General features: G+C 55.5%; 18 protein-coding genes. 10 read left to right on the top strand and 8 right to left on the bottom strand.

The annotated features are described in order from the left end of the window. Positions 1-342 precede the first annotated feature (342 nt). Genes AC2AXP_RS20370 through rlmM form a run of 3 tightly spaced genes read left to right on the top strand, consistent with a single transcriptional unit; the run spans position 343 to position 2,799 of the window. Positions 343-1,260: a transcriptional regulator GcvA gene (locus AC2AXP_RS20370; protein WP_004959182.1), complete on the top strand. Its 918-nt coding sequence runs from the start codon at positions 343-345 to the stop codon at positions 1,258-1,260. Positions 1,261-1,310: 50 nt separating this feature from the next. Further along, on the top strand, positions 1,311-1,706 hold the full coding sequence (locus tag AC2AXP_RS20365) for a DUF423 domain-containing protein (protein WP_088499772.1): 396 nt from the start codon (positions 1,311-1,313) through the stop codon (positions 1,704-1,706). Continuing rightward, complete coding sequence (rlmM, locus tag AC2AXP_RS20360) at positions 1,699-2,799, top strand: 23S rRNA (cytidine(2498)-2'-O)-methyltransferase RlmM (RefSeq protein WP_004959184.1); 1,101 nt, start codon at positions 1,699-1,701, stop codon at positions 2,797-2,799. The genes AC2AXP_RS20365 and rlmM overlap by 8 nt, the downstream gene beginning before the upstream one ends. Positions 2,800-2,892: 93 nt before the next feature. Here the strand turns inward: rlmM and xni are convergent, their stop codons facing one another. From xni to queF, 3 genes are all read right to left on the bottom strand, one after another. After that, positions 2,893-3,651 carry a flap endonuclease Xni gene (xni, locus tag AC2AXP_RS20355; RefSeq protein ID WP_004959185.1) on the bottom strand — a complete coding sequence of 253 codons (759 nt, stop codon included), beginning with the start codon at positions 3,649-3,651 and terminating at the stop codon, positions 2,893-2,895. A gap of 51 nt (positions 3,652-3,702) precedes the next feature. Further along, positions 3,703-5,067 (bottom strand): nucleotide 5'-monophosphate nucleosidase PpnN, encoded by a 1,365-nt coding sequence (gene ppnN / locus AC2AXP_RS20350; protein WP_039991805.1) that lies wholly within the window; start codon positions 5,065-5,067, stop codon positions 3,703-3,705. A 219-nt stretch (positions 5,068-5,286) separates the two neighbouring features. Further along, entirely contained in the window at positions 5,287-6,132 is an 846-nt protein-coding gene (gene queF / locus AC2AXP_RS20345; RefSeq protein ID WP_004959189.1) for an NADPH-dependent 7-cyano-7-deazaguanine reductase QueF, read from the bottom strand. 63 nt (positions 6,133-6,195) lie between these two features. On the opposite strand from queF, the gene syd reads away from it, so the two are divergent. Further along, positions 6,196-6,750, top strand: coding sequence for a SecY-interacting protein (gene syd / locus AC2AXP_RS20340; RefSeq protein ID WP_039991806.1), 555 nt, complete (start codon positions 6,196-6,198; stop codon positions 6,748-6,750). A gap of 615 nt (positions 6,751-7,365) precedes the next feature. Here syd and AC2AXP_RS20335 read toward each other — a convergent pair. Continuing rightward, positions 7,366-8,604, bottom strand: coding sequence for an MFS transporter (locus AC2AXP_RS20335; protein WP_039991808.1), 1,239 nt, complete (start codon positions 8,602-8,604; stop codon positions 7,366-7,368). Between the two features lie 183 nt (positions 8,605-8,787). On the opposite strand from AC2AXP_RS20335, the gene AC2AXP_RS20330 reads away from it, so the two are divergent. The 3 genes from AC2AXP_RS20330 to AC2AXP_RS20320 are packed head-to-tail and all read left to right on the top strand — an operon-like array spanning position 8,788 to position 10,371. Further along, positions 8,788-9,117, top strand: a complete 330-nt coding sequence (locus AC2AXP_RS20330) for a YqcC family protein (RefSeq protein ID WP_039992590.1) — start codon at positions 8,788-8,790, stop codon at positions 9,115-9,117. After that, positions 9,117-9,890: a tRNA pseudouridine(65) synthase TruC gene (truC, locus tag AC2AXP_RS20325; RefSeq protein ID WP_004959198.1), complete on the top strand. Its 774-nt coding sequence runs from the start codon at positions 9,117-9,119 to the stop codon at positions 9,888-9,890. The genes AC2AXP_RS20330 and truC overlap by 1 nt, the downstream gene beginning before the upstream one ends. Before the next feature lie 31 nt (positions 9,891-9,921). Then, positions 9,922-10,371, top strand: a complete 450-nt coding sequence (locus AC2AXP_RS20320) for a flavodoxin (protein WP_198773917.1) — start codon at positions 9,922-9,924, stop codon at positions 10,369-10,371. A 774-nt stretch (positions 10,372-11,145) separates the two neighbouring features. Here AC2AXP_RS20320 and AC2AXP_RS20315 read toward each other — a convergent pair. From AC2AXP_RS20315 to map, 4 genes are all read right to left on the bottom strand, one after another. Further along, positions 11,146-11,535: a DUF3461 family protein gene (locus AC2AXP_RS20315; RefSeq protein ID WP_004959202.1), complete on the bottom strand. Its 390-nt coding sequence runs from the start codon at positions 11,533-11,535 to the stop codon at positions 11,146-11,148. A gap of 115 nt (positions 11,536-11,650) precedes the next feature. Next, positions 11,651-12,475 (bottom strand): 2,3,4,5-tetrahydropyridine-2,6-dicarboxylate N-succinyltransferase, encoded by an 825-nt coding sequence (dapD, locus tag AC2AXP_RS20310; protein WP_004959206.1) that lies wholly within the window; start codon positions 12,473-12,475, stop codon positions 11,651-11,653. Between the two features lie 166 nt (positions 12,476-12,641). Next, positions 12,642-15,320 (bottom strand): bifunctional uridylyltransferase/uridylyl-removing protein GlnD, encoded by a 2,679-nt coding sequence (gene glnD / locus AC2AXP_RS20305; RefSeq protein ID WP_039992591.1) that lies wholly within the window; start codon positions 15,318-15,320, stop codon positions 12,642-12,644. Positions 15,321-15,388: 68 nt separating this feature from the next. Then, entirely contained in the window at positions 15,389-16,183 is a 795-nt protein-coding gene (gene map / locus AC2AXP_RS20300) for a type I methionyl aminopeptidase (RefSeq protein WP_004959210.1), read from the bottom strand. Between the two features lie 368 nt (positions 16,184-16,551). Here map and rpsB point away from each other — a divergent pair, with 368 nt between their 5' ends. The 3 genes from rpsB to pyrH all read left to right on the top strand — a co-directional run bounded on the left by rpsB (position 16,552) and on the right by pyrH (position 19,295). Beyond that, entirely contained in the window at positions 16,552-17,277 is a 726-nt protein-coding gene (gene rpsB / locus AC2AXP_RS20295; RefSeq protein ID WP_004959211.1) for a 30S ribosomal protein S2, read from the top strand. A 256-nt stretch (positions 17,278-17,533) separates the two neighbouring features. Further along, positions 17,534-18,385, top strand: a complete 852-nt coding sequence (tsf, locus tag AC2AXP_RS20290) for a translation elongation factor Ts (RefSeq protein ID WP_088499771.1) — start codon at positions 17,534-17,536, stop codon at positions 18,383-18,385. A 184-nt stretch (positions 18,386-18,569) separates the two neighbouring features. Beyond that, on the top strand, positions 18,570-19,295 hold the full coding sequence (pyrH, locus tag AC2AXP_RS20285) for a UMP kinase (RefSeq protein ID WP_004959220.1): 726 nt from the start codon (positions 18,570-18,572) through the stop codon (positions 19,293-19,295). The last annotated feature ends 46 nt before the right edge of the window (positions 19,296-19,341 follow it).

The raw sequence follows: 19,341 nt of genomic DNA, 5'->3' as shown, positions 1-19,341 counted from the left end.
GCATAAAATCACTATGGACAGACAGGGTAAATGTACAGGAAGTGAAAAAACAGTAGCTTAGCTACCACGTCCGGATTGCCGGACAATTTGCAAACACAACATCACAACCACAAGCCAAAAGTTCATCGGCGTCCTCGACACCCAATTCCTTTTCGTTCCGGCCCGGGAAGTGCCGCCACTATAGGTATTTGCTGGCGCATGCTCAACGGACAAATTATAATGCCTCGGATTAAAAAAACTAATGGCATTGGTTCACGGAAACGAGCCTGAAACCTGCCGTTCAACGCAGCCCGCTTTCCTGGCTGAGTCACTCGGAAGTTGTTACACAAAAGTAGCTAATTCATGTCTAAACGTTTACCTCCTCTTAATGCGCTGCGGGTGTTTGATGCGGCAGCACGGCACCTGAGTTTTACCAAAGCGGCAGAAGAGCTGTTCGTGACCCAGGCCGCGGTAAGCCACCAGATCAAGTCGCTGGAGGACTTCCTTGGCCTGAAACTGTTTCGGCGCCGCAACCGTTCGCTGTTGCTGACCGAAGAAGGGCAAAGTTACTATCTGGATATCAAGGAGATTTTCTCGTCGATCAATGAGGCGACGCGCAAGCTGCAGGCACGCAGCGCCAAAGGGGCGCTGACCGTCAGTTTGCCGCCCAGTTTTGCCATTCAGTGGCTGGTACCGCGCCTGTCCGGCTTTAACTCAGCTTATCCGGGCATCGACGTACGCATTCAGGCGGTGGACCGTGAAGAGGACAAGCTGGCCGACGATGTGGATGTGGCTATTTTCTATGGGCGCGGCAACTGGCCAGGCCTGCGCGCCGAGCGTTTATATGCCGAATATTTACTGCCGGTGTGTTCACCCAGCCTGTTGACCGGCGATCATGCATTAAAATCACCGGACGATCTGGCTTATCATACGCTCCTGCATGATACTTCACGCCGCGACTGGCTGGCCTATACCCGCCAGTTGGGCTTACAGCACATTAATGTGCAGCAAGGCCCGATCTTCAGCCACAGCGCCATGGTGGTACAGGCGGCGGTGCACGGGCAAGGCGTTGCGTTGGTCAATAACGTGATGGCGCAAAGCGAGATTGAAGCCGGCCGTCTGGTCTGTCCGTTTAATGATGTGCTGGTCAGCAAAAATGCTTTTTATCTGGTATGTCATGACAGCCAGGCAGAACTGGGTAAAATAGCCGCCTTTCGCCAATGGATACTGGCGCGAGCAGCCAGCGAACAGGAAAAGTTCCGCTTTCGCTATGAACAATAAATTGGCCGCGGCCTGACGGCGGCTGGTTTCTTTAATAAAGGTAAATAACGATGACAAGTCGTTCAATGCTGATTTTCGCCGCCATCAGCGGCTTTGTGTTTGTCGCCCTGGGGGCGTTTGGCGCACACGTACTGACGGGTACCCTCGGCGCCAATGAAATGGCGTGGATCCGTACCGGTCTTGATTACCAGGGGTTCCATACGTTGGCGATCCTGGCGCTGGCGGTGGCGATGCAACGTCGCGTCAGCCTGTGGTTTTACTGGAGCGGAGCGCTGTTGGCGCTCGGCACCGTGTTGTTCAGCGGCAGCCTGTATTGTCTGGCGCTGTCGCACCTGAAGGTCTGGGTGTATATCACGCCGGTTGGCGGCGTGTGCTTCCTGATCGGTTGGGCATTGATGTTGATTGGCGCGTTGCGTCTGGGGAAAAAGGCCGAGCGCCATGAATAAGATTGCGTTGTACTGCCGTCCCGGCTTTGAAAAAGAGTGTGCGGCGGAAATTACCGACAAAGCCGCGCAACTGGAGATTTTTGGTTTTGCACGGGTGAAGGAAAACAGCGGCTATGTGCTGTTTGAGTGCTATCAACCGGACGACGCTGACCGTCTGGCAAAAGAAATTCCATTCCGCGAGCTGATTTTTGCCCGTCAGCTGGTGGTGGTTGGCGAACTGCTGCGCGATCTGCCGCCTGAAGATCGGGTTTCACCGATTGTCGGTATGCTGATGGGCGTGGTCGATCGCGGTGGCGAGCTGCGGGTTGAGGTGGCGGATACCAACGAAAGTAAAGAGTTGATGAAGTTCTGCCGTAAATTGACGGTGCCGCTGCGCGCCGCGATGCGCGAACAAAAGGTGCTGATGGCGCGTGAGAACCCAACGCGGCCGGTGGTGCACGTATTCTTTATTGCGCCGGGCTGTTGCTACGTCGGCTATTCCTACAGCAATAACAACTCGCCGTTTTATATGGGCATTCCACGGCTGAAGTTCCCGTCCGATGCGCCGAGCCGTTCTACGCTGAAGCTGGAAGAGGCCTTTCACGTCTTCATTCCCGCCGATGAGTGGGACGAACGGTTGGCCAGCGGTATGCATGCGGTCGATCTGGGCGCCTGCCCTGGCGGTTGGACCTATCAGTTGGTGAAGCGCAGCATGATGGTGCATGCGGTGGATAATGGCCCGATGGCGCCAAGCCTGATGGATACCGGTCAGGTGACCCACCACCGTGCCGATGGCTTCCGCTTCGAGCCTACCAGCAGCAAGGTATACTGGCTGGTGTGCGACATGGTGGAGAAACCGGCCAAGGTGACCAGTTTAATGATCCAGTGGCTGGTCAAAGGCTGGTGCCGCGAAGCAATCTTCAACCTGAAACTGCCAATGAAAAAGCGTTACGAAGAGGTTTCGCAGAATTTGCAGAGCATCCGTGAAGCGCTTGCGGCAGCGGATATCAGCGCTGAAGTGCATGCCAAGCAGTTGTATCACGATCGTGAGGAAGTGACGGTGCATGTGCGTCGTATGTGGTCGGCGATCCCTGGTCGTCGCGACGAACGTTAATCCCCGGGTTGGCGGGGGGCGCGCTGTCGGCTGCCCGCCAATCAGCCCACCATGACGCGCTAATCCCTCCGCCGCCTTCAGGGGGGATGCCGGTCAGCGTTCGGGCAGTCGCAGCTGTTGCAGGTTGCCGTTAAGCTGTAGATCGGTGCGCAGGGTGGCGATTTGCTTGCACACGTAAGCCATCTCGCGATGTTGTTCCAGTTTGCTGCGCCATTTTTCCGGGATGGCCGCCAGCTGTTGGTAGACGCCATCCAGACTCCCCGCCTGTTGCAGCAATTGCACCGCCGTTTTAGGTCCGATGCCGGCGACGCCCGGTATTTTGCTGCTGCCAATCCCCGCCAATCCCCAGTAATCCGCCAACTGCTGCGGCAACACGCCGAACTCCTGCTGCACAAACGGCATATCCAGCCAGCGTTTTTGGAAGTAATCGCGGATCTGCACCTTGGGCGACAGCAGTTGGCAATAGCCTTTGTCGGTAGAGACGATGGTGACCTGATGGCCGCCGGCCGCAACTTTTACCGCCAGCGTAGCGGCCAGATCGTCAGCCTCATTACCCGCTGAATGCCAGCAGGCTACGCCGAGGGCTTCGAACGCCTGACGCAGCTGTGGCATTTCCTGTTGCAGGTTTTCCGGCATTGGCGAGCGCCCGGCCTTATAGTCCGGTAATAACTGATGCCGCCAGCTGTCACTGCGATCGTCCTCATCAAACACCGCCACCGCGTGGCTCGGGCTGCTGTGCTGAATCAACTGGCGCAAGGCGTGGCGACAGGCATCGACGCATGGCGATCCCTGTACCGCATGGATGCGGCGGATCAGGTTTAGCGCGTCGACAATAAGCAAGGATATGGGCATGACATTTACACTAATTAAAGTGGGCGGCTCGCGCCGCCCAGGGGAGGGGGATCAGGCAATGATTTCGTAGCAGGGCACGTAGGCGCTGCCCGGCAGCTTCATGCGATGCTGGGCGACAAACCCTTGTAGCAGGCTGTCCATCTGTTTCATCATCTGCCGATCGCCGTGCAGTTTGTAAGGACCAAACTGCTCGATGGCGTGAATGCCATTTTCTTTTACGTTGCCGGCGACGATGCCGGAGAACGCACGGCGCAGGGCGGCAGCCAGTTCTTCTGGCGGCTGCTCCGGCGACAGGTTGAGATTGGCCATGTTTTCATGGGTCGGCTCAAACGGCAATTGCAGATCGGGGGCGATGCGCATTGACCAGTTAAAGCTATAGGCATCACCGGTATTACGGCGGTTTTCCTTCACCAGCGGCATTGCCAGTTTCATCTGGCGCGCCACTTCGGCCGGATCGTCAATGATAATGGTGTAGTGGCGGCGTGCTTCATCGCCCAGGGTATTCATGATGAACTCGTCCAGTACGCGGAAGTAATCGGCGCTTTCTTTCGGCCCGGTGAGGATCAGCGGCAGTACCTGGTCGCTGTTTTCCGGATTCATCAGTATACCCAGCAGATACAGCAACTCTTCTGCCGTACCGACGCCACCTGGGAAAATGATGATGCCGTGCGCGATACGCACAAAGGCTTCCAGACGTTTTTCGATATCCGGCATGATGACCAGTTCGTTCACCAGCGGATTAGGCGGTTCGGCGGCAATGATCGACGGTTCGGTCATACCGATGAAACGACTGTTGCGGTAGCGTTGCTGGGCGTGTCCGACCGCTGCACCCTTCATTGGCGCTTCCATGGCACCCGGCCCGCAGCCGGTGCAGATATTCAGTTCACGCAGACCCAGCTCGCTACCGACCTTGCGCGCATACAGGTATTCGGTCGGGTTGATCGAGTGGCCGCCCCAGCACACCACCATGTTTGGATCTTCGTCGAGGTGCAGCGTGCGCGCGTTGCGCAGAATGGAAAACACCAGGTTGGTGATATGTGCGGAGTTCTCCAGGTTCAGATGCTGGAAGCGGCCGGCGTTGACCAACTGACCATGAACAAACAGGATATCGCGCAGTACGGCGAACAGGTTGGCTTGCAGCGAGCGAATGATGCGCCCGTCGACAAAGGCCTCCTCCGGCGGGTTGACCAGCTCCAGTTTTACCCCGCGTTCGCGGCGCAGTACGTTGATATCAAAGGTTTCATAACGCGACAGCAGCTGTTTGCTGTTGTCGGTCTGGCTGCCGGAGTTCAGCACCGCCAGCGAACAGTTGCGGAACAAACGATACAGGTCGCTGCTGGCAGTGCGCTTCAGCATGTCGACTTCCAACTGCGACAACAAATCCATCGAGCCAAGTGGGCTGATATGTGTAATCAAGGTAACTCCTTTGCACCCAACATGGGGCGGTAGTAATCCATACGGCAGCAGAACAGCATCGATTATTGTAAATGGGCTTTTCGCACACGGCGGTAAGGCTGTCACTTTGCACGCCAAGGGGCGCTTTGCTGCGCTGGTCCTTATTTAACCTTACCGCTGTCCCCTGATTTTTACCAACGTAACGCTACCGTTAGCTCAGTTGTTGAGCAGCGCTTCGCATTATTGGCGTGCCAGACGGCCATGTGACGGTGAAAATTGCCCATTGCTGCGCCACGGATTGATGTCCAGCCCGCCACGGCGGGTATAACGTGCATAGACCGACAGCTGCTGCGGTTGGCAAAAACGCATGATGTCATTGAAGATACGTTCAACGCATTGTTCATGGAACTCGTTATGATGGCGGAACGACACTAAATAGCGCAGCAATGCTTCGCGATCGATCTGCGGGCCACGATAGCAGATCTGCACCGAACCCCAATCCGGCTGATTGGTGATCAGGCAATTCGACTTCAGCAGATGGCTGACCAGCGTTTCTTCTACCGTCTGCGTGCCGGCGGCATTTTGCAGATAATCGGCGTTGAACTGATAGTTGTCGATGGTGATGTTCTGCCGATCGATGCATTCGCCGCGCAAACCAGCGATAGGCTGACCTTCCAGCCGATCCAGCGGGTAGAGTGCCACCTCGATGCCGCCTTGCGCGCAGGCGGCCAGATCGCGTTGCAGGGTGTTGCGCACCGTTTCCCAGTCGGCAAAGCGCGTCTGGTTGAAGCTATTAAGATACAGCTTAAAGCTTTTGGACTCGATCAGGTTCACGCTGGCGGCATCGAGGCTGATTTCTCCCACGGCAACCTGCGGCAGACCGTTGTTGTTCAGCCAGGAGAGTTCGTACAGTGTCCAGATGTCTGCACCGTGGAACGGCAGGTTGTCCGGATACAGGCCCAGAGGTTCACGGTTCATGCTGCGTGGCACCGGTTGCAGCAGCGCCGCGTCATAGTGGTCGTGATAGGCCGTCGGCTTGCCGAGCGTCAGGCCCGATAATGCCTGATGATCTTGATGAGAGGACATCTGCTGTCACCTTAAAGTTAGCGAGGTACAATGGCAGCCAGTTTAGCGTATGCGAGAGGAAATATGGATCATCAAGTAACGCACGCCCTGCGTGAATTTACCCAGCGCTATGTGGCGCTTTGGCAGCAGGAGCGCGGTCATGCGCCGGCAAGCTGCGAACTGTATGGCGTTGCTTCGCCATGCATCGTTGAAAACCGTGAGGACGCGGTGTTGTGGCTGCCGCAGCCGTTCACGCCTGCCGACGCGACGCTGGAAAAGGTCGAAACGGCAATGGCGTTGCGTTTGCAACCGGACATCCACGCTTTTTATACCCGGCAATTCGCTGGCGATATGAGCGCGCAGTTCGGCGAGCACCAGCTTTGTCTTTTGCAGGTATGGAGCGACGAGGACTTTATTCGCCTGCAGGAAAACCTGATCGGCCATTTGGTGACGCAAAAGCGCCTGAAACTGTCGCCGACGCTGTTTTTAGCCACTACCGACTCCGAGATGGCCGTGGTGTCGCTGTGCAACGTCAGCGGCAACGTGGTGCTTGAACAGTTTGGCAGCGATAAGCGTACCTTGTTGGCGGCCAGTCTGGGCAATTTTTTGGATGCATTGCGGCCAACATTGCGCGACTGAGGTTAAATCGTGCCGTGCCGTGTGAGAGATCTCTCACAAGAGTTGTGCGAGATCGCTTTTAATTTCATATCGCGTTAACGCAAAATTTGATTTATTGCCAGGTGTATCAAATAGTTAACTTTCTCTTAAGATAACTCTTGGCGCAATTTTTGACGTAATGCTTTTACAAGCCCTTGTGATCCGCATGGAATTAGGCGATCTTATGCCTACCGGATGGATGATGGTTGGAGCAGGATGCGTCAGGATGATGCAGGCTTCAGGATGAAGAAGTGGATGCACTCAGTGAAGAGTGACAGGGATGGCGTCAGGATGATGCTCAGGATGTTTCAGGCATGAAACCAGGGACACCTCCAGGATGGAGATTGAGAACCGGCACAGGATGGTCGGCGGGTCAGGAAGACCACGGAACCTCGTCAGGCTGACGTTTAAAGGAATACGGCAAGGATTGTCTGGTCAGGATGGCCGAAGGAAAAGTTTTCAAGGATTGAGCAGGGAGCACACTGCGTAGCGGGATAGCTATAAAACGAACCGGGGGCACTGTTAACGCAGTGCCCCCAATTTTTTGCCCGTCATAGCTCAGCGGGCGCCATGCCGTTGGCCGGCATGGCCTGCGGATCAGCCAATTGCCCCCAGGGTATCGCCATTGCCGTGCTTTTTCGGCAGCAGGCACAGTGTGGCGTAGATATCCAACAGATAGATGACTGCCAGCAGTGTGATGGCCGCGGTGAAGGAGACCTGCGTCACCAACGCGCCAATCACCAAAGGCCCAAGCCCGCCGACGCCACGCCCCAGGTTGAACAATATGTTCTGTGCGGTGGCGCGCACCTGTACTGGATAGATGTCTGAAATCAATGCGCCATAGCCGCCGATCATGCCGTTAACAAACAATCCCATCACCGCACCGGCGAACAGCATCAACAGCGGATCGCTGAGCTGTGCGTAACAGACCACCATCACCACCGCGCCAATTTGGTAAACCACAAAGATCTTCCAGCGCGCGAAGCGATCGGCCAGCACACCGAACAGCCAGATGCCGAAGGTCATACCGATGACCGTAACGGCGGTCCAGATACCGGATTTGGTTAACGAGAAGCCAAAGTTTTTGGCCAGATAGGTCGGCATCCATATCATCAGGCCGTAATAACCGAAGTTTTGCACCGAACAAAGAATAAAAATACCGATGCTGGCGCGACCGGTGGCGCGATCCCTGAACAGCAGCCTGAGTCGCTGGGTAAAGGAGAGCGGCGTGTCGTCGCTTTTGTTACGGGCAAACTCTTCTGGTTCGCCCATGGTTCGACGGATCAGGAAGGACGCCAGCGCCGGCAGCAAACCGACGAGGAACATGCCGCGCCAGCCGATATGCGTTAGCAGCAGCGGCGTGAGAAAGGCGGCAGCCAGCACGCCGAGTTGCCAGCCCATACCGACGTAGGCCGATGCACGATTGCGTTTTTCTGCCGGCCAGGCTTCGGCGATCAGCGCCATGCCGATGCCGAACTCGCCGCCCAGACCGATGCCTGCCAGCGTCCGATAAGCCAGCAGATCCCAGTAACCGACCGCGACCGCGCACAAGCCGGTGAACAATGAAAACATCAGGATGGTGATGGTCAAAACGCGGATCCGGCCGAAGCGGTCGCTCAGATGACCGAAGATCACTCCGCCCAGCACCGCACCAATCAGTGTCCAGGTCACCAGTGAACCAGCTTCTGATGAGCTCAGCCCCAGTTCGCTGGAGATCACCGGCAGCATAAAGCCCAGGATAAGCAGATCGAAGCCGTCCATGGCGTAGCCCGTCACCGAGGCCAGCATCGCCTTGCCTGGGGTGGCGTGAGGTTTGGTTGAGATGTTAAGCGACATGAGTTTCATCTTGTGGGTGTATTTGGGCATCTATTGTGCCGTGCGCCGCTGAACGCCACCAGATGAAATTTCCCCTGGCGACGCTCGACATTGGCATTTGGGCTATAACAGGTTAAATGCTATGCTCTGCCGCCTTTCAGCCAGCGCGCTGATTACCATGGTTTAACCGGATCGGGAATGCAGATGAGTATACAAAATCAGGTTCGCCACGATTTGCAGGCGATAGAACAATCCATGCGGGATTTGGCGTTGTGGCAGGTGTCGCCGCCTGCGCCTGAAGCGTTCAGCAGCACCGAGCCATTTTGCGTCGACAGCATGCTGGCGGAAGAGTGGCTGCAATGGGTGCTGTTGCCGCGGATGTATGCGTTGCTGGACGCCGGTGCGCCGTTGCCGACCCGCTTTGCCATTACGCCGTATTTCGAGGAAGCGCTGAAAGACAAGCAGCCAAACTGTCTGCCGCTGCTGGTGCTGTTGCAGCGTCTGGACAATACGCTGAATAAAGAGCCCGGCTAATGCTTGAAATTCTTTATCAGGATCAATACCTGGTAGCGGTAAACAAGCCGGCAGGTTGGCTGGTGCACCGCAGCTGGCTCGACAGCCGTGAAACGGTCTTCGTGATGCAAACCGTGCGCGATCAAATTGGCCAGCACGTGTTCACCGTGCATCGTCTCGACCGCCCGACCTCTGGCGTGTTGCTGATGGCGCTATCCAGCGAGGTGGCCCACCTGCTGTCACAGCAGTTTGAGCAGCATCAGGTGCAGAAAACCTATCATGCGGTGGTGCGTGGTTTTGTTACGCAAGGCGCGCGGCTGGATTATCCACTGACCCAGGAAAGGGACAAGATTGCCGATAAGTTTGCCGAGCAGGACAAGGAGCCGCAGCCGGCGGTCACGCATTATCGGCCGCTGGCACAGGTCGAAATGCCGGTGGCGATTGGCCGTTATGACAGCGCACGCTACAGTCTGATGGAGCTGCAGCCGGAAACCGGGCGTAAACATCAGTTGCGGCGCCATATGACGCACCTGCGCCATCCGATTATCGGCGACAGCAAGCACGGTGACCTGCGGCAAAATCGCGGTATGGCACAGCATTTTGGCAGTTCGCGGCTGATGCTGCACGCCAGCCATTTGCAATTCACACACCCGGTGACCGGCCAGCCGTTATGCATTTCCGCGCGCTGGGATGACACCTGGCAGCGGGTAATGTCACAGTTTGGCTGGCTATCTGTGCTACCCGAGCTTGCCGGGGTTGAGTTTCCAACCGCGAGCGGTCAGGATAGCCGGTAATTTTTTACAGTTCAGGAAGGGAGTTGGAGCGATGGCTCAGGTCGGTATTTTCGTTGGAACGGTGTATGGCAATGCTTTGCTGGTAGCGGAAGAAGCGGAAACTATCCTTGGCGAGCAGGGCCACGAGGTCAAGCTGTTCGAAGAAGGCACGCTCGAAGCCTGGCAGTATTATCGCCAGCATTATGCGCTGGTGATTACCTCAACGACCGGACAAGGCGATTTGCCGGACAGCATCGCACCGCTGTTTGCTGCCATTCGCGATGAGGTTGGTTTTCAACCGGAACTGAAATATGGCCTGATCGCTCTCGGTGACAGCAGCTACGATAACTTCTGTGGCGCCGGTCGGGCGTTTGATGCACTGTTGCAAGAGCAGGGCGCGACCCGGATAGGCGAGATGCTGGAAATTGACGCCATAGAACAGCCGGAACCGGAAGTGGCGTCCTGCCCTTGGGTAGAGCACTGGGGCACGTTGCTGAAATAATAAAAAAGGCGCGTTAATCCATGATTCGCGCCTTAATTTATTCTGAACTTGAATTACCCGCGGCATTGTCCATTAACGCTGTGGCGACTCGAATTCCCACCCAGTGTTCCTGAATTATTATCACCACAATTTATATTATAAAATCGAGTCGCTTCAATCACGCCAGCTCCTATTCCAACACCCGCTGCTCCACCAGGTAAACCTTGAACGGCAACCACCTGCAATTGCTCCCGGTGTTGTATCCCTCGTGACCGCTGAATAACCGCGGCCTTCATAGCCAGAATCGGTATCTCCACCGCGGACAAGGCCAATTTGATCAGGCTTGAGCTGCTGCATGCTCTTTATTTTCTTTTTGTTCTATCACATAAATAATGTATAGCTATCATCGAGGTGGCGACATAAATAAGAGTTGCTTTCAATGTATATTCAGCAGTGAGTTGATTGAGTAAAATATATAACCTAGAGGAATGGGAAATAATAGGCTGATTAATTCAAATATATAAAAACAACGGATATTTTTATCGTTAACTGGCGTATGTTTTTTCGCTAAGAAATATCCCACGGTATATCGATTGCCAGTGGAGTACTGGTCATAAAACAGAGCGTGGTTTATGGCATAGAAATAACGTTGTGACGCGATATATGATTAACCGGCTTTGATGTAAAGGAAAGGGTAAATTTGTCAGCGTCGACGGTGCATCATTTAACCGTCATTGCCAATACTCGGTTATAGCTGGTGAAACTAGCCCTCGAATAACCAGAGGGCTATAATTTTTACTTACCGCGGGTCAACTTCTCCAGATCGGATTCGATCTCGGCGATTTTGTTCGAGACCACGCCTTCCAGATGACGCAGATCTTCCAGGATCTTGCGTTTCAGATCGACTTCGACCTGATCGCGTTGGCACAGCTGGTCCAGTTCGTCGATCACATAGCGCAGGTTCGGGTTGATCTCGTGGATTTCCTTGTAACCCTGTCCTGCGTTGTCCGCCACCACGGTTTTGCGCTGACGTGGATATTTGAATTTCACGCTCTTGGCGAAGAACTCGCCTTTATCCTTGCGGAAATAAATCTTGAGAATATCGTTATTGGCTTCCTGTCGCAGGCTATAACGATCGACATCTTCCGGTTGATTTATACCCAAGCTTTTCAAGTTATCGTACATACAGCGCCCCTCTAATGGTGTTTATTTCACGGTTTATTATGGTGAAAAGACGGTACTGCGACTGTGACTGGCATCAAGGCAAAAAAATAGCGGGTGAATCACCCGCCGTTCAAGTTTAGTCGATAGTGCGTAATAACTCATTAATACCGACTTTACCGCGCGTTTTGGCGTCCACTTTCTTCACAATGACCGCACAGTACAGGCTGTAGGAACCGTCTTTCGATGGCAGGTTGCCGGAAACCACCACCGAGCCGGCCGGTACGCGACCGTAATGCACTTCGCCGGTTTCGCGATCGTAAATCTTGGTGCTCTGGCCGAGGTAAACCCCCATGGAGATCACCGAGCCTTCTTCGACGATCACGCCTTCGACCACTTCCGAGCGTGCGCCGATGAAGCAGTTGTCTTCAATGATGGTCGGGTTGGCCTGTAACGGTTCCAGTACGCCGCCGATGCCGACGCCGCCGGACAGGTGAACGTTTTTACCGATCTGTGCGCAAGAGCCGACGGTAGCCCAGGTATCGACCATCGAGCCTTCGTCAACGTAAGCACCGATGTTGACATAGGACGGCATCAATACGGTATTGCGTGCGATAAACGCGCCCTGGCGTACGCTGGCCGGTGGCACAACGCGGAAGCCCTCTTGCTGGAAACGCGCTTCGTCGTAGTCGGCAAACTTCATTGGCACCTTGTCGTAATAGCGGGTTTCGGCACCGTCCATCACGATGTTGTCATTAATGCGGAAAGAGAGCAGCACCGCTTTCTTCAGCCATTGATGCGTGACCCACTGGCCGTCGATCTTTTCGGCCACGCGCAGCGCGCCGCTGTCCAATAGGCCGATGACCTGGTTTACCGCTTCGCGCGTGACGCTGTCTACGTTTGCCGGCGTGATGTCTGCACGGCGTTCGAAGGCGCTTTCAATAACGTTCTGTAATTGCTGCATTCTGTTCTCGTCCTGATAATGTTTAGCTAAAGGTTACTTGTTTACCCAAAAGATTTCGAGTGGCGGTTAGGCGGCAGCCGCACGAGTCCCCAGTACTTACGTCAGTTAGTGACTGGGGTGAGTAAGGGCAGCCAACAACGCTGCCGTTTGCAAGATGATGGGTATATCACATTTTATCGTTTGGATTGAGGGCCTCTGTCAACCGTTGTTCCAACTTTCTGCGCGTCTCGGCATTCAAGGCTCGCCGATCGCCGTCCGCCAGGATAAACAAGTCTTCAACCCGTTCGCCGATGGTGGAAATGCGCGCGCCGTGCAGTGAAAGCCCCAGATCGGCGAACACTTCGCCGACCCGGGCCAGCAGACCGGGCTGATCCAGCGCGGTCAATTCGAGGTAGCTACGCCGATCGGTGTGGGTTGGCAGGAAACTGGTTTCGGTCGGCACGCTGAAATGCCGCAGTTTTGACGAGGGGCGGCGCACCCGCGGCGGCTGGTAATCCCGTAGGGTAATGGCCTGCAGCAGCGCCTGCTGAATTGCCGCGTGGCGATCCTGCGCCAGTGGGCTGCCGTCCGGCTCCAGTACGATAAAGGTATCCATCGCCATACCGTCGCGATTGGTGAAGATCTGGGCGTCGTGCACGCTGAGATTGCGGCGATCCATTTCGCCGGCGACGGCGGCAAACAGGTAAGGGCGGTCCGGGCTCCAGATAAAGATCTCGGTGCCGCCGCGCGTCGCCTGCCGGCTGACCAGTACCAGCGGCTGGGTGGAGTCATGCACCAGCAGGTGGCGGGCATGCCAGGCCAGCTGGTTTGGCGAATGACGCAGGAAATAATCGGCGCGGCAACGGCTCCAGATGCGGTGCAACGCCTCCTCGTCGATATTGTCCATGCGCAGCAGAGCCAGCGCCTGCAAACGGTGGTGGCGCACGCGCTCACGCAGATCCGGGCTGTTTTGCATGCCGCGACGCAGCTGTTTTTCGGTGGCGAAATACAGTTCGCGCAACAGACTCTGCTTCCAGCTGTTCCACAGTGTTTCATTGGTGGCGCAGATATCGGCTACCGTCAGGCACACCAGATAGCGCAGCCGCGTTTCGCTTTGCACTTCGGCGCTGAATTGCTGAATGACGGTCGGGTCCTGAATATCGCGGCGCTGTGCGGTGACAGACATCAGCAGGTGGCAGCGCACCAGCCAGGAAATCAGTTGGGTTTCGCGCGAGTTCAGGCCGTGCAGTTCGGCGAACTCGATCACGTCCTGCGCGCCGAGTATCGAATGATCGCCGCCGCGCCCTTTGGCGATGTCGTGGAACAACGCGGCGATCAGCAACAGTTCCGGATGCGGCAGGCGCGGATACAGTTCGACGCACAGCGGGTGGCGCGGGCGGGTCTCTTCATCGGCAAAGCTTTCCAGCTTTTGCAGCACGCGGATGGTGTGTTCATCTACGGTATAGGCATGGAACAGATCGAACTGCATCTGGCCGACGATTTTGCCCCACTGCGGCATGTAGGCCCACAGCACGCTGTGGCGATGCATTGGCACCAGCGCACGCGATACCGCGCCCGGATGGCGCAGGATCGCCATAAACAGTTCGCGCGCTTGTGCAATGGTACACAGCGGCTGTTTAAGATGGCGGCGCGCATGGCGCAGCTGGCGCACGGTCGTGGAATAGATGCCCTTGATCTCGCGGTTACGCACCATCAGGTAAAACATCCGCATAATGGCTTCCGGCTGGCGGATAAACAGCGTTTCATCACGCAGATCGATCAAGGCGCCGCGCAGTTGGAAATCATCGTTCAGCGGTCGCGGTTTTTCCGTGGCGTCCAGGGCCAGAATCGCCTCGTCAAACAGCTGCAGCAGCATGTGATTGAGTTCGCCGACGCGACGCGTCATGCGGTAGAAATCTTTCATCATGCGTTCAACCGGCTCGTTGCCTTCGCCTTGGTAACGCAGCAGTTGCGCCACGCTGAGCTGGCGGTCGAACAACAACCGATTGTCGTAGCGCGTCAACATCAGGTGCAGCGCGAAGCGAATGCGCCACAGGAAGCTCTGGCATTCGTTCAGTTCGTTGCGTTCCGCCTGAGTCAAAAAGCCGAAGCCGACCATTTCGTCAAGCGAGGTGGCGCCGAAGTGACGGCGGGCGACCCACAGCAGGGTGTGGATATCCCGCAGGCCACCGGGGCTGCTTTTGATGTCGGGTTCCAGATTGTAGCTGGTGCCGTGATAGCGCTGGTGGCGCTCCTGCTGTTCGGCAATTTTTGCATGGAAGAATTGCGGCGACGGCCAGAAACCGTCGCTGAAAATGTGCTTCTGCATTTGCAGGAACAGCGCGACGTCACCGCAGATCATGCGCGATTCGATCAGATTGGTGGCCACGGTCAAGTCCGCCAGGCCTTCCAGCAGGCATTCTTCCAGCGTACGCACGCTGTGGCCGACTTCCAGTTTCAGATCCCACAGCAGGGTGATGAATTCGCCGACGCGTGCCGCCTGGCCGTCGTTGAGGCGTTGCTGGCTCAGCACCAGCACATCAATGTCCGACAAGGGATGCAGTTCACCGCGGCCGTAGCCGCCGACCGCGACCAGCGCGGTTTCGGTCAGCGTGTCGAAGCCGTAGAAGGTCCATAGCCGGCGCAACAGGCGATCGATAAACTCGCTGCGCGCCGCCACCAGGCTTTCGGCGCTCGAACCGGCGTCAAATGCCGCCGCCAGCCATAGCTGAAACTGTTCCAGCCGCTGTTTTAATGCGGCGCAGTTGATTTCCTCATCGCCGTAGACGTTGGGGTAGTCAGGTTGCATTGGTGCGGCCTGCGGAGAGGTTACCGGGGCGGTCTGTTCACGGAAGTTATCTGACATTTGATGGCCCATAAAAAAGGCCGGCGTAAGCCGGCCTGTCATGCATTCGCAGTGCGTTGACGCCGCACTTACATCTCATGCGTAATGATGTTGGGGATGGTGTCATCCTTGCGCAACGTCATTATTTCGCAGCCGTTATCAGTGACCACAATAGTATGCTCATACTGCGCCGACAAGCTGCGATCCTTGGTTTTTACCGTCCAGCCATCTTTCATGGTGCGGATACGGTAATCACCGGCGTTGACCATCGGTTCAATGGTGAACGCCATACCGGCCTGCAGCACCACGCCACCGTCGTCGGCGTCGTAATGCAACACCTGCGGTTCTTCGTGGAATACTTCGCCGATACCGTGCCCGCAATATTCACGCACCACGGAGAATTTTTCCGCTTCGACGAATTGCTGGATGGCTTTGCCCAGCGTGCGCAGGCGAATGCCCGGCTTGACCATTTTCAACGCCAGATACAGGCTTTCCTGCGTGACGCGGCATAGACGCTCACCCAGAATGGTCGGTTTGCCCACCAGGAACATTTTAGAGGTATCGCCATGCCAGCCGTCTTTGATGACGGTAACGTCGATGTTGACGATATCGCCGTCTTTCAGCGACTTGTCATCGCTTGGGATGCCGTGGCACACCACTTCGTTGACAGAAATGCACACCGATTTTGGGAAGCCGTGATAGCCCAGGCAGGCAGAGATGGCCTGCTGTTTTTCGGTGATGTACTGGTGGCAGATGCGATCCAGCTCGCCGGTGGTGACACCGGGTTTGACGTGGGGTTCGATGATTTCCAGCACTTCGGCAGCCAGACGGCCGGCCACGCGCATTTTTTGGATGTCATCAGGGGTTTTGATAGAAATTGCCATGAAATTCGTCCGCAGGAGTGTCGATAATGCCGACAACAATAAGAATAGGAAGCAGTCTCTTATGGTATCAGCCCGCCGATAGGCTGCCAAATTTCATTTGCGCGCGGCCAGACCGCAACGCGACGATAATGCAACAAAAGTTGGAGTGTGTGGCCGGTTTATGGTATAAAGCGCGCCGGCGATCGGTGAGTTCGTTCTTGTGACGACGACAGATATGGCCGAAAATACTTTAACTGCACTCACATTGTGTAAATAACACACACGTATCGGCACATCCGCCGGGGTGCCTCGGGTGACATCGTCATGCTGGGGTCGGCGTTATGGGATACGTGGAGGCATAACCCCAACTAATCTATAGAGGTTTAATCATGGCAACTGTTTCCATGCGCGACATGCTCCAGGCTGGTGTACACTTCGGTCACCAAACCCGTTACTGGAACCCGAAAATGAAGCCTTTCATCTTCGGCGCTCGTAACAAGGTTCACATCATCAACCTGGAAAAAACCGTACCAATGTTCAACGAAGCTCTGGCTGAGTTGACCAAGATCTCTTCCCGTAAAGGCAAGATCCTGTTCGTTGGTACCAAACGCGCTGCAAGCGAAGCGGTAAAAGAAGCTGCAAACAACTGCGACCAGTTCTTCGTGAACCATCGCTGGTTGGGCGGCATGCTGACTAACTGGAAAACCGTTCGTCAGTCCATCAAACGTTTGAAAGATCTGGAAACTCAGTCTCAAGACGGCACCTTCGACAAGCTGACCAAGAAAGAAGCGCTGATGCGCACTCGTGAACTGGACAAGCTGGAAAACTCTCTGGGTGGTATCAAGGACATGGGTGGTCTGCCAGACGCTCTGTTCGTTATCGATGCCGATCACGAACACATCGCGATCAAAGAAGCCAACAACCTGGGTATCCCGGTATTCTCTATCGTTGATACCAACTCCGATCCAGACGGCGTTGACTTCATCATCCCAGGCAACGACGACGCAATCCGTGCAGTTAACCTGTACCTGACCGCCGTTGCTGCTGCCGTCCGTGAAGGTCGTTCTCAAGATCTGGCCGTTCAGGCGGAAGAAAGCTTCGTAGAAGCTGAATAATAAGGCAAGCTCGAACTCGAGCCCTTATTAACCAGGTATTGACATATGTTGGTTAGGGGGGCCCCTTAAAGGCCCCCTTTGCTTATCTAAATGAGAACCCTGCCCAAAAGATTTCGGGTTGCGGCAGAGCGGAGACTGCACGAATCTCCAGGCGCCTGGCGAGCCAGGTGGTCAAGGTGAGAAAAGGCAGCCAACGCCGCGGTGACGCGAAAGACGAAGGGTAAATCTCCGAGCGAGATAACCGAGGAATAAAGAAATGGCTGATATTACCGCTGCTCTGGTAAAAGAACTGCGTGAGCGTACCGGCGCAGGCATGATGGATTGTAAGAAAGCGCTGGTTGAATCCAACGGCGACATCGAGCTGGCAATCGAAAACATGCGTAAGTCTGGCGCGATCAAAGCGGCGAAAAAAGCAGGCAACGTGGCTGCTGACGGCGTGATCAAAACCAAGATCGAAGGCAACTTCGGCGTGATCCTGGAAGTTAACTGCCAGACCGACTTCGTTGCCAAAGATGCCGGTTTCCAGGCATTTGCTGACAAAGTGCTGGATGCAGCCGTTGCTGGCAAAGTAACCGACGTTGAAGTCCTGAAGGCACAGTTCGAAGAAGAACGCGTTGCTCTGGTGGCAAAAATCGGTGAAAACATCAATATTCGTCGCGTTTCCATTCTGGAAGGCGACGTGCTGGGCAGCTACCTGCACGGCGCGCGTATCGGTGTTCTGGTTGCCGCTAAAGGCGCTAACGAAGAACTGGTTAAACAAATTGCCATGCACGTTGCTGCCAGCAAGCCAGAATTCGTCAAGCCTGAAGACGTGTCTGCCGACGTGGTAGAAAAAGAGTACCAGGTTCAGCTGGACATCGCGATGCAGTCTGGCAAGCCGAAAGAAATCGCTGAGAAAATGGTTGAAGGCCGCATGAAGAAATTCACCGGCGAAGTTTCTCTGACCGGTCAGCCTTTCGTTATCGAACCAAGCAAAACCGTTGGCCAGGTGCTGAAAGAGCACAACGCTGACGTGATTAACTTCATCCGCTTCGAAGTGGGCGAAGGCATCGAGAAAGTTGAAGCCGACTTTGCTGCCGAAGTTGCAGCAATGAGCAAACAGTCTTAATGCCTGTTAATGGGACCGCCTCCGGGCGGTTCCATTTTATACCCCTCATAAAAAATGCTGTCGGGTATGTGTTACTCCAGCCAGATTTACACCGATGGCGGCCCTGCCGGGTTATACTCTGCGCAGGCGCATTTCATCGGCTGAAACCTCCAATACCATTACTGCTGCTTAGGACAGAATAACCATGGCAACCAATGCAAAACCCGTATATCAGCGTATCCTGCTCAAACTGAGTGGCGAAGCCCTGCAAGGCGCAGAAGGATTTGGTATCGACGCTAGCGTTTTGGATCGCATGGCTCAGGAAGTAAAAGAGCTGGTCGAACTGGGAATTCAAGTGGGCGTAGTTATTGGCGGTGGCAACCTGTTCCGCGGCGCGGGCCTGGCGCAAGCCGGCATGAACCGCGTAGTGGGCGACCACATGGGAATGCTGGCTACCGTGATGAACGGCCTGGCTATGCGTGATGCACTGCACCGTGCCTATGTGAACGCCCGCCTGATGTCCGCCATTCCGCTGAACGGCGTGTGCGACAACTACAGCTGGGCAGAGGCAATCAGCCTGCTGCGTAATAACCGTGTGGTTATCTTCTCTGCCGGTACCGGCAACCCGTTTTTCACCACTGACTCTGCTGCCTGCCTGCGTGGGATCGAAATTGAAGCCGACGTGGTGTTGAAAGCGACTAAAGTAGATGGTGTATACTCCGCAGATCCGGTTAAAAACCCGGATGCGACGCTGTACGAACAGTTAACCTATCAAGACGTGCTGGAACGCGAACTGAAAGTGATGGATCTGGCCGCCTTTACGCTGGCGCGCGATCACGGTCTGCCGATTCGCGTGTTCAACATGAACAAGCCGGGCGCGCTGCGCCGCGTCGTGATGGGCGAAAACGAAGGTACGCTGATCGGCAAATAATTGCCGTTCAACCTGATTTAGCGGGGAGTGACGGTGCGCTGCGCCG

This window comes from Serratia sp. Sp408 (assembly GCF_057180665.1).
The sequence above is the reverse complement of the archived record's forward strand: the minus strand, read 5'-3'. Positions and strand labels throughout refer to the sequence as shown.

Coding starts and splice junctions, on each gene's coding strand:
- AC2AXP_RS20370 (WP_004959182.1), top strand. CDS start 343: ATGTCTAAACGTTTACCTCCTCTTAATGCGCTGCGGGTGTTTGATGCG.
- AC2AXP_RS20365 (WP_088499772.1), top strand. CDS start 1,311: ATGACAAGTCGTTCAATGCTGATTTTCGCCGCCATCAGCGGCTTTGTG.
- rlmM (WP_004959184.1), top strand. CDS start 1,699: ATGAATAAGATTGCGTTGTACTGCCGTCCCGGCTTTGAAAAAGAGTGT.
- xni (WP_004959185.1), bottom strand. CDS start 3,651: ATGCCCATATCCTTGCTTATTGTCGACGCGCTAAACCTGATCCGCCGC.
- queF (WP_004959189.1), bottom strand. CDS start 6,132: ATGTCCTCTCATCAAGATCATCAGGCATTATCGGGCCTGACGCTCGGC.
- syd (WP_039991806.1), top strand. CDS start 6,196: ATGGATCATCAAGTAACGCACGCCCTGCGTGAATTTACCCAGCGCTAT.
- AC2AXP_RS20335 (WP_039991808.1), bottom strand. CDS start 8,604: ATGTCGCTTAACATCTCAACCAAACCTCACGCCACCCCAGGCAAGGCG.
- AC2AXP_RS20330 (WP_039992590.1), top strand. CDS start 8,788: ATGAGTATACAAAATCAGGTTCGCCACGATTTGCAGGCGATAGAACAA.
- truC (WP_004959198.1), top strand. CDS start 9,117: ATGCTTGAAATTCTTTATCAGGATCAATACCTGGTAGCGGTAAACAAG.
- AC2AXP_RS20320 (WP_198773917.1), top strand. CDS start 9,922: ATGGCTCAGGTCGGTATTTTCGTTGGAACGGTGTATGGCAATGCTTTG.
- AC2AXP_RS20315 (WP_004959202.1), bottom strand. CDS start 11,535: ATGTACGATAACTTGAAAAGCTTGGGTATAAATCAACCGGAAGATGTC.
- dapD (WP_004959206.1), bottom strand. CDS start 12,475: ATGCAGCAATTACAGAACGTTATTGAAAGCGCCTTCGAACGCCGTGCA.
- glnD (WP_039992591.1), bottom strand. CDS start 15,320: ATGTCAGATAACTTCCGTGAACAGACCGCCCCGGTAACCTCTCCGCAG.
- map (WP_004959210.1), bottom strand. CDS start 16,183: ATGGCAATTTCTATCAAAACCCCTGATGACATCCAAAAAATGCGCGTG.
- rpsB (WP_004959211.1), top strand. CDS start 16,552: ATGGCAACTGTTTCCATGCGCGACATGCTCCAGGCTGGTGTACACTTC.
- tsf (WP_088499771.1), top strand. CDS start 17,534: ATGGCTGATATTACCGCTGCTCTGGTAAAAGAACTGCGTGAGCGTACC.
- pyrH (WP_004959220.1), top strand. CDS start 18,570: ATGGCAACCAATGCAAAACCCGTATATCAGCGTATCCTGCTCAAACTG.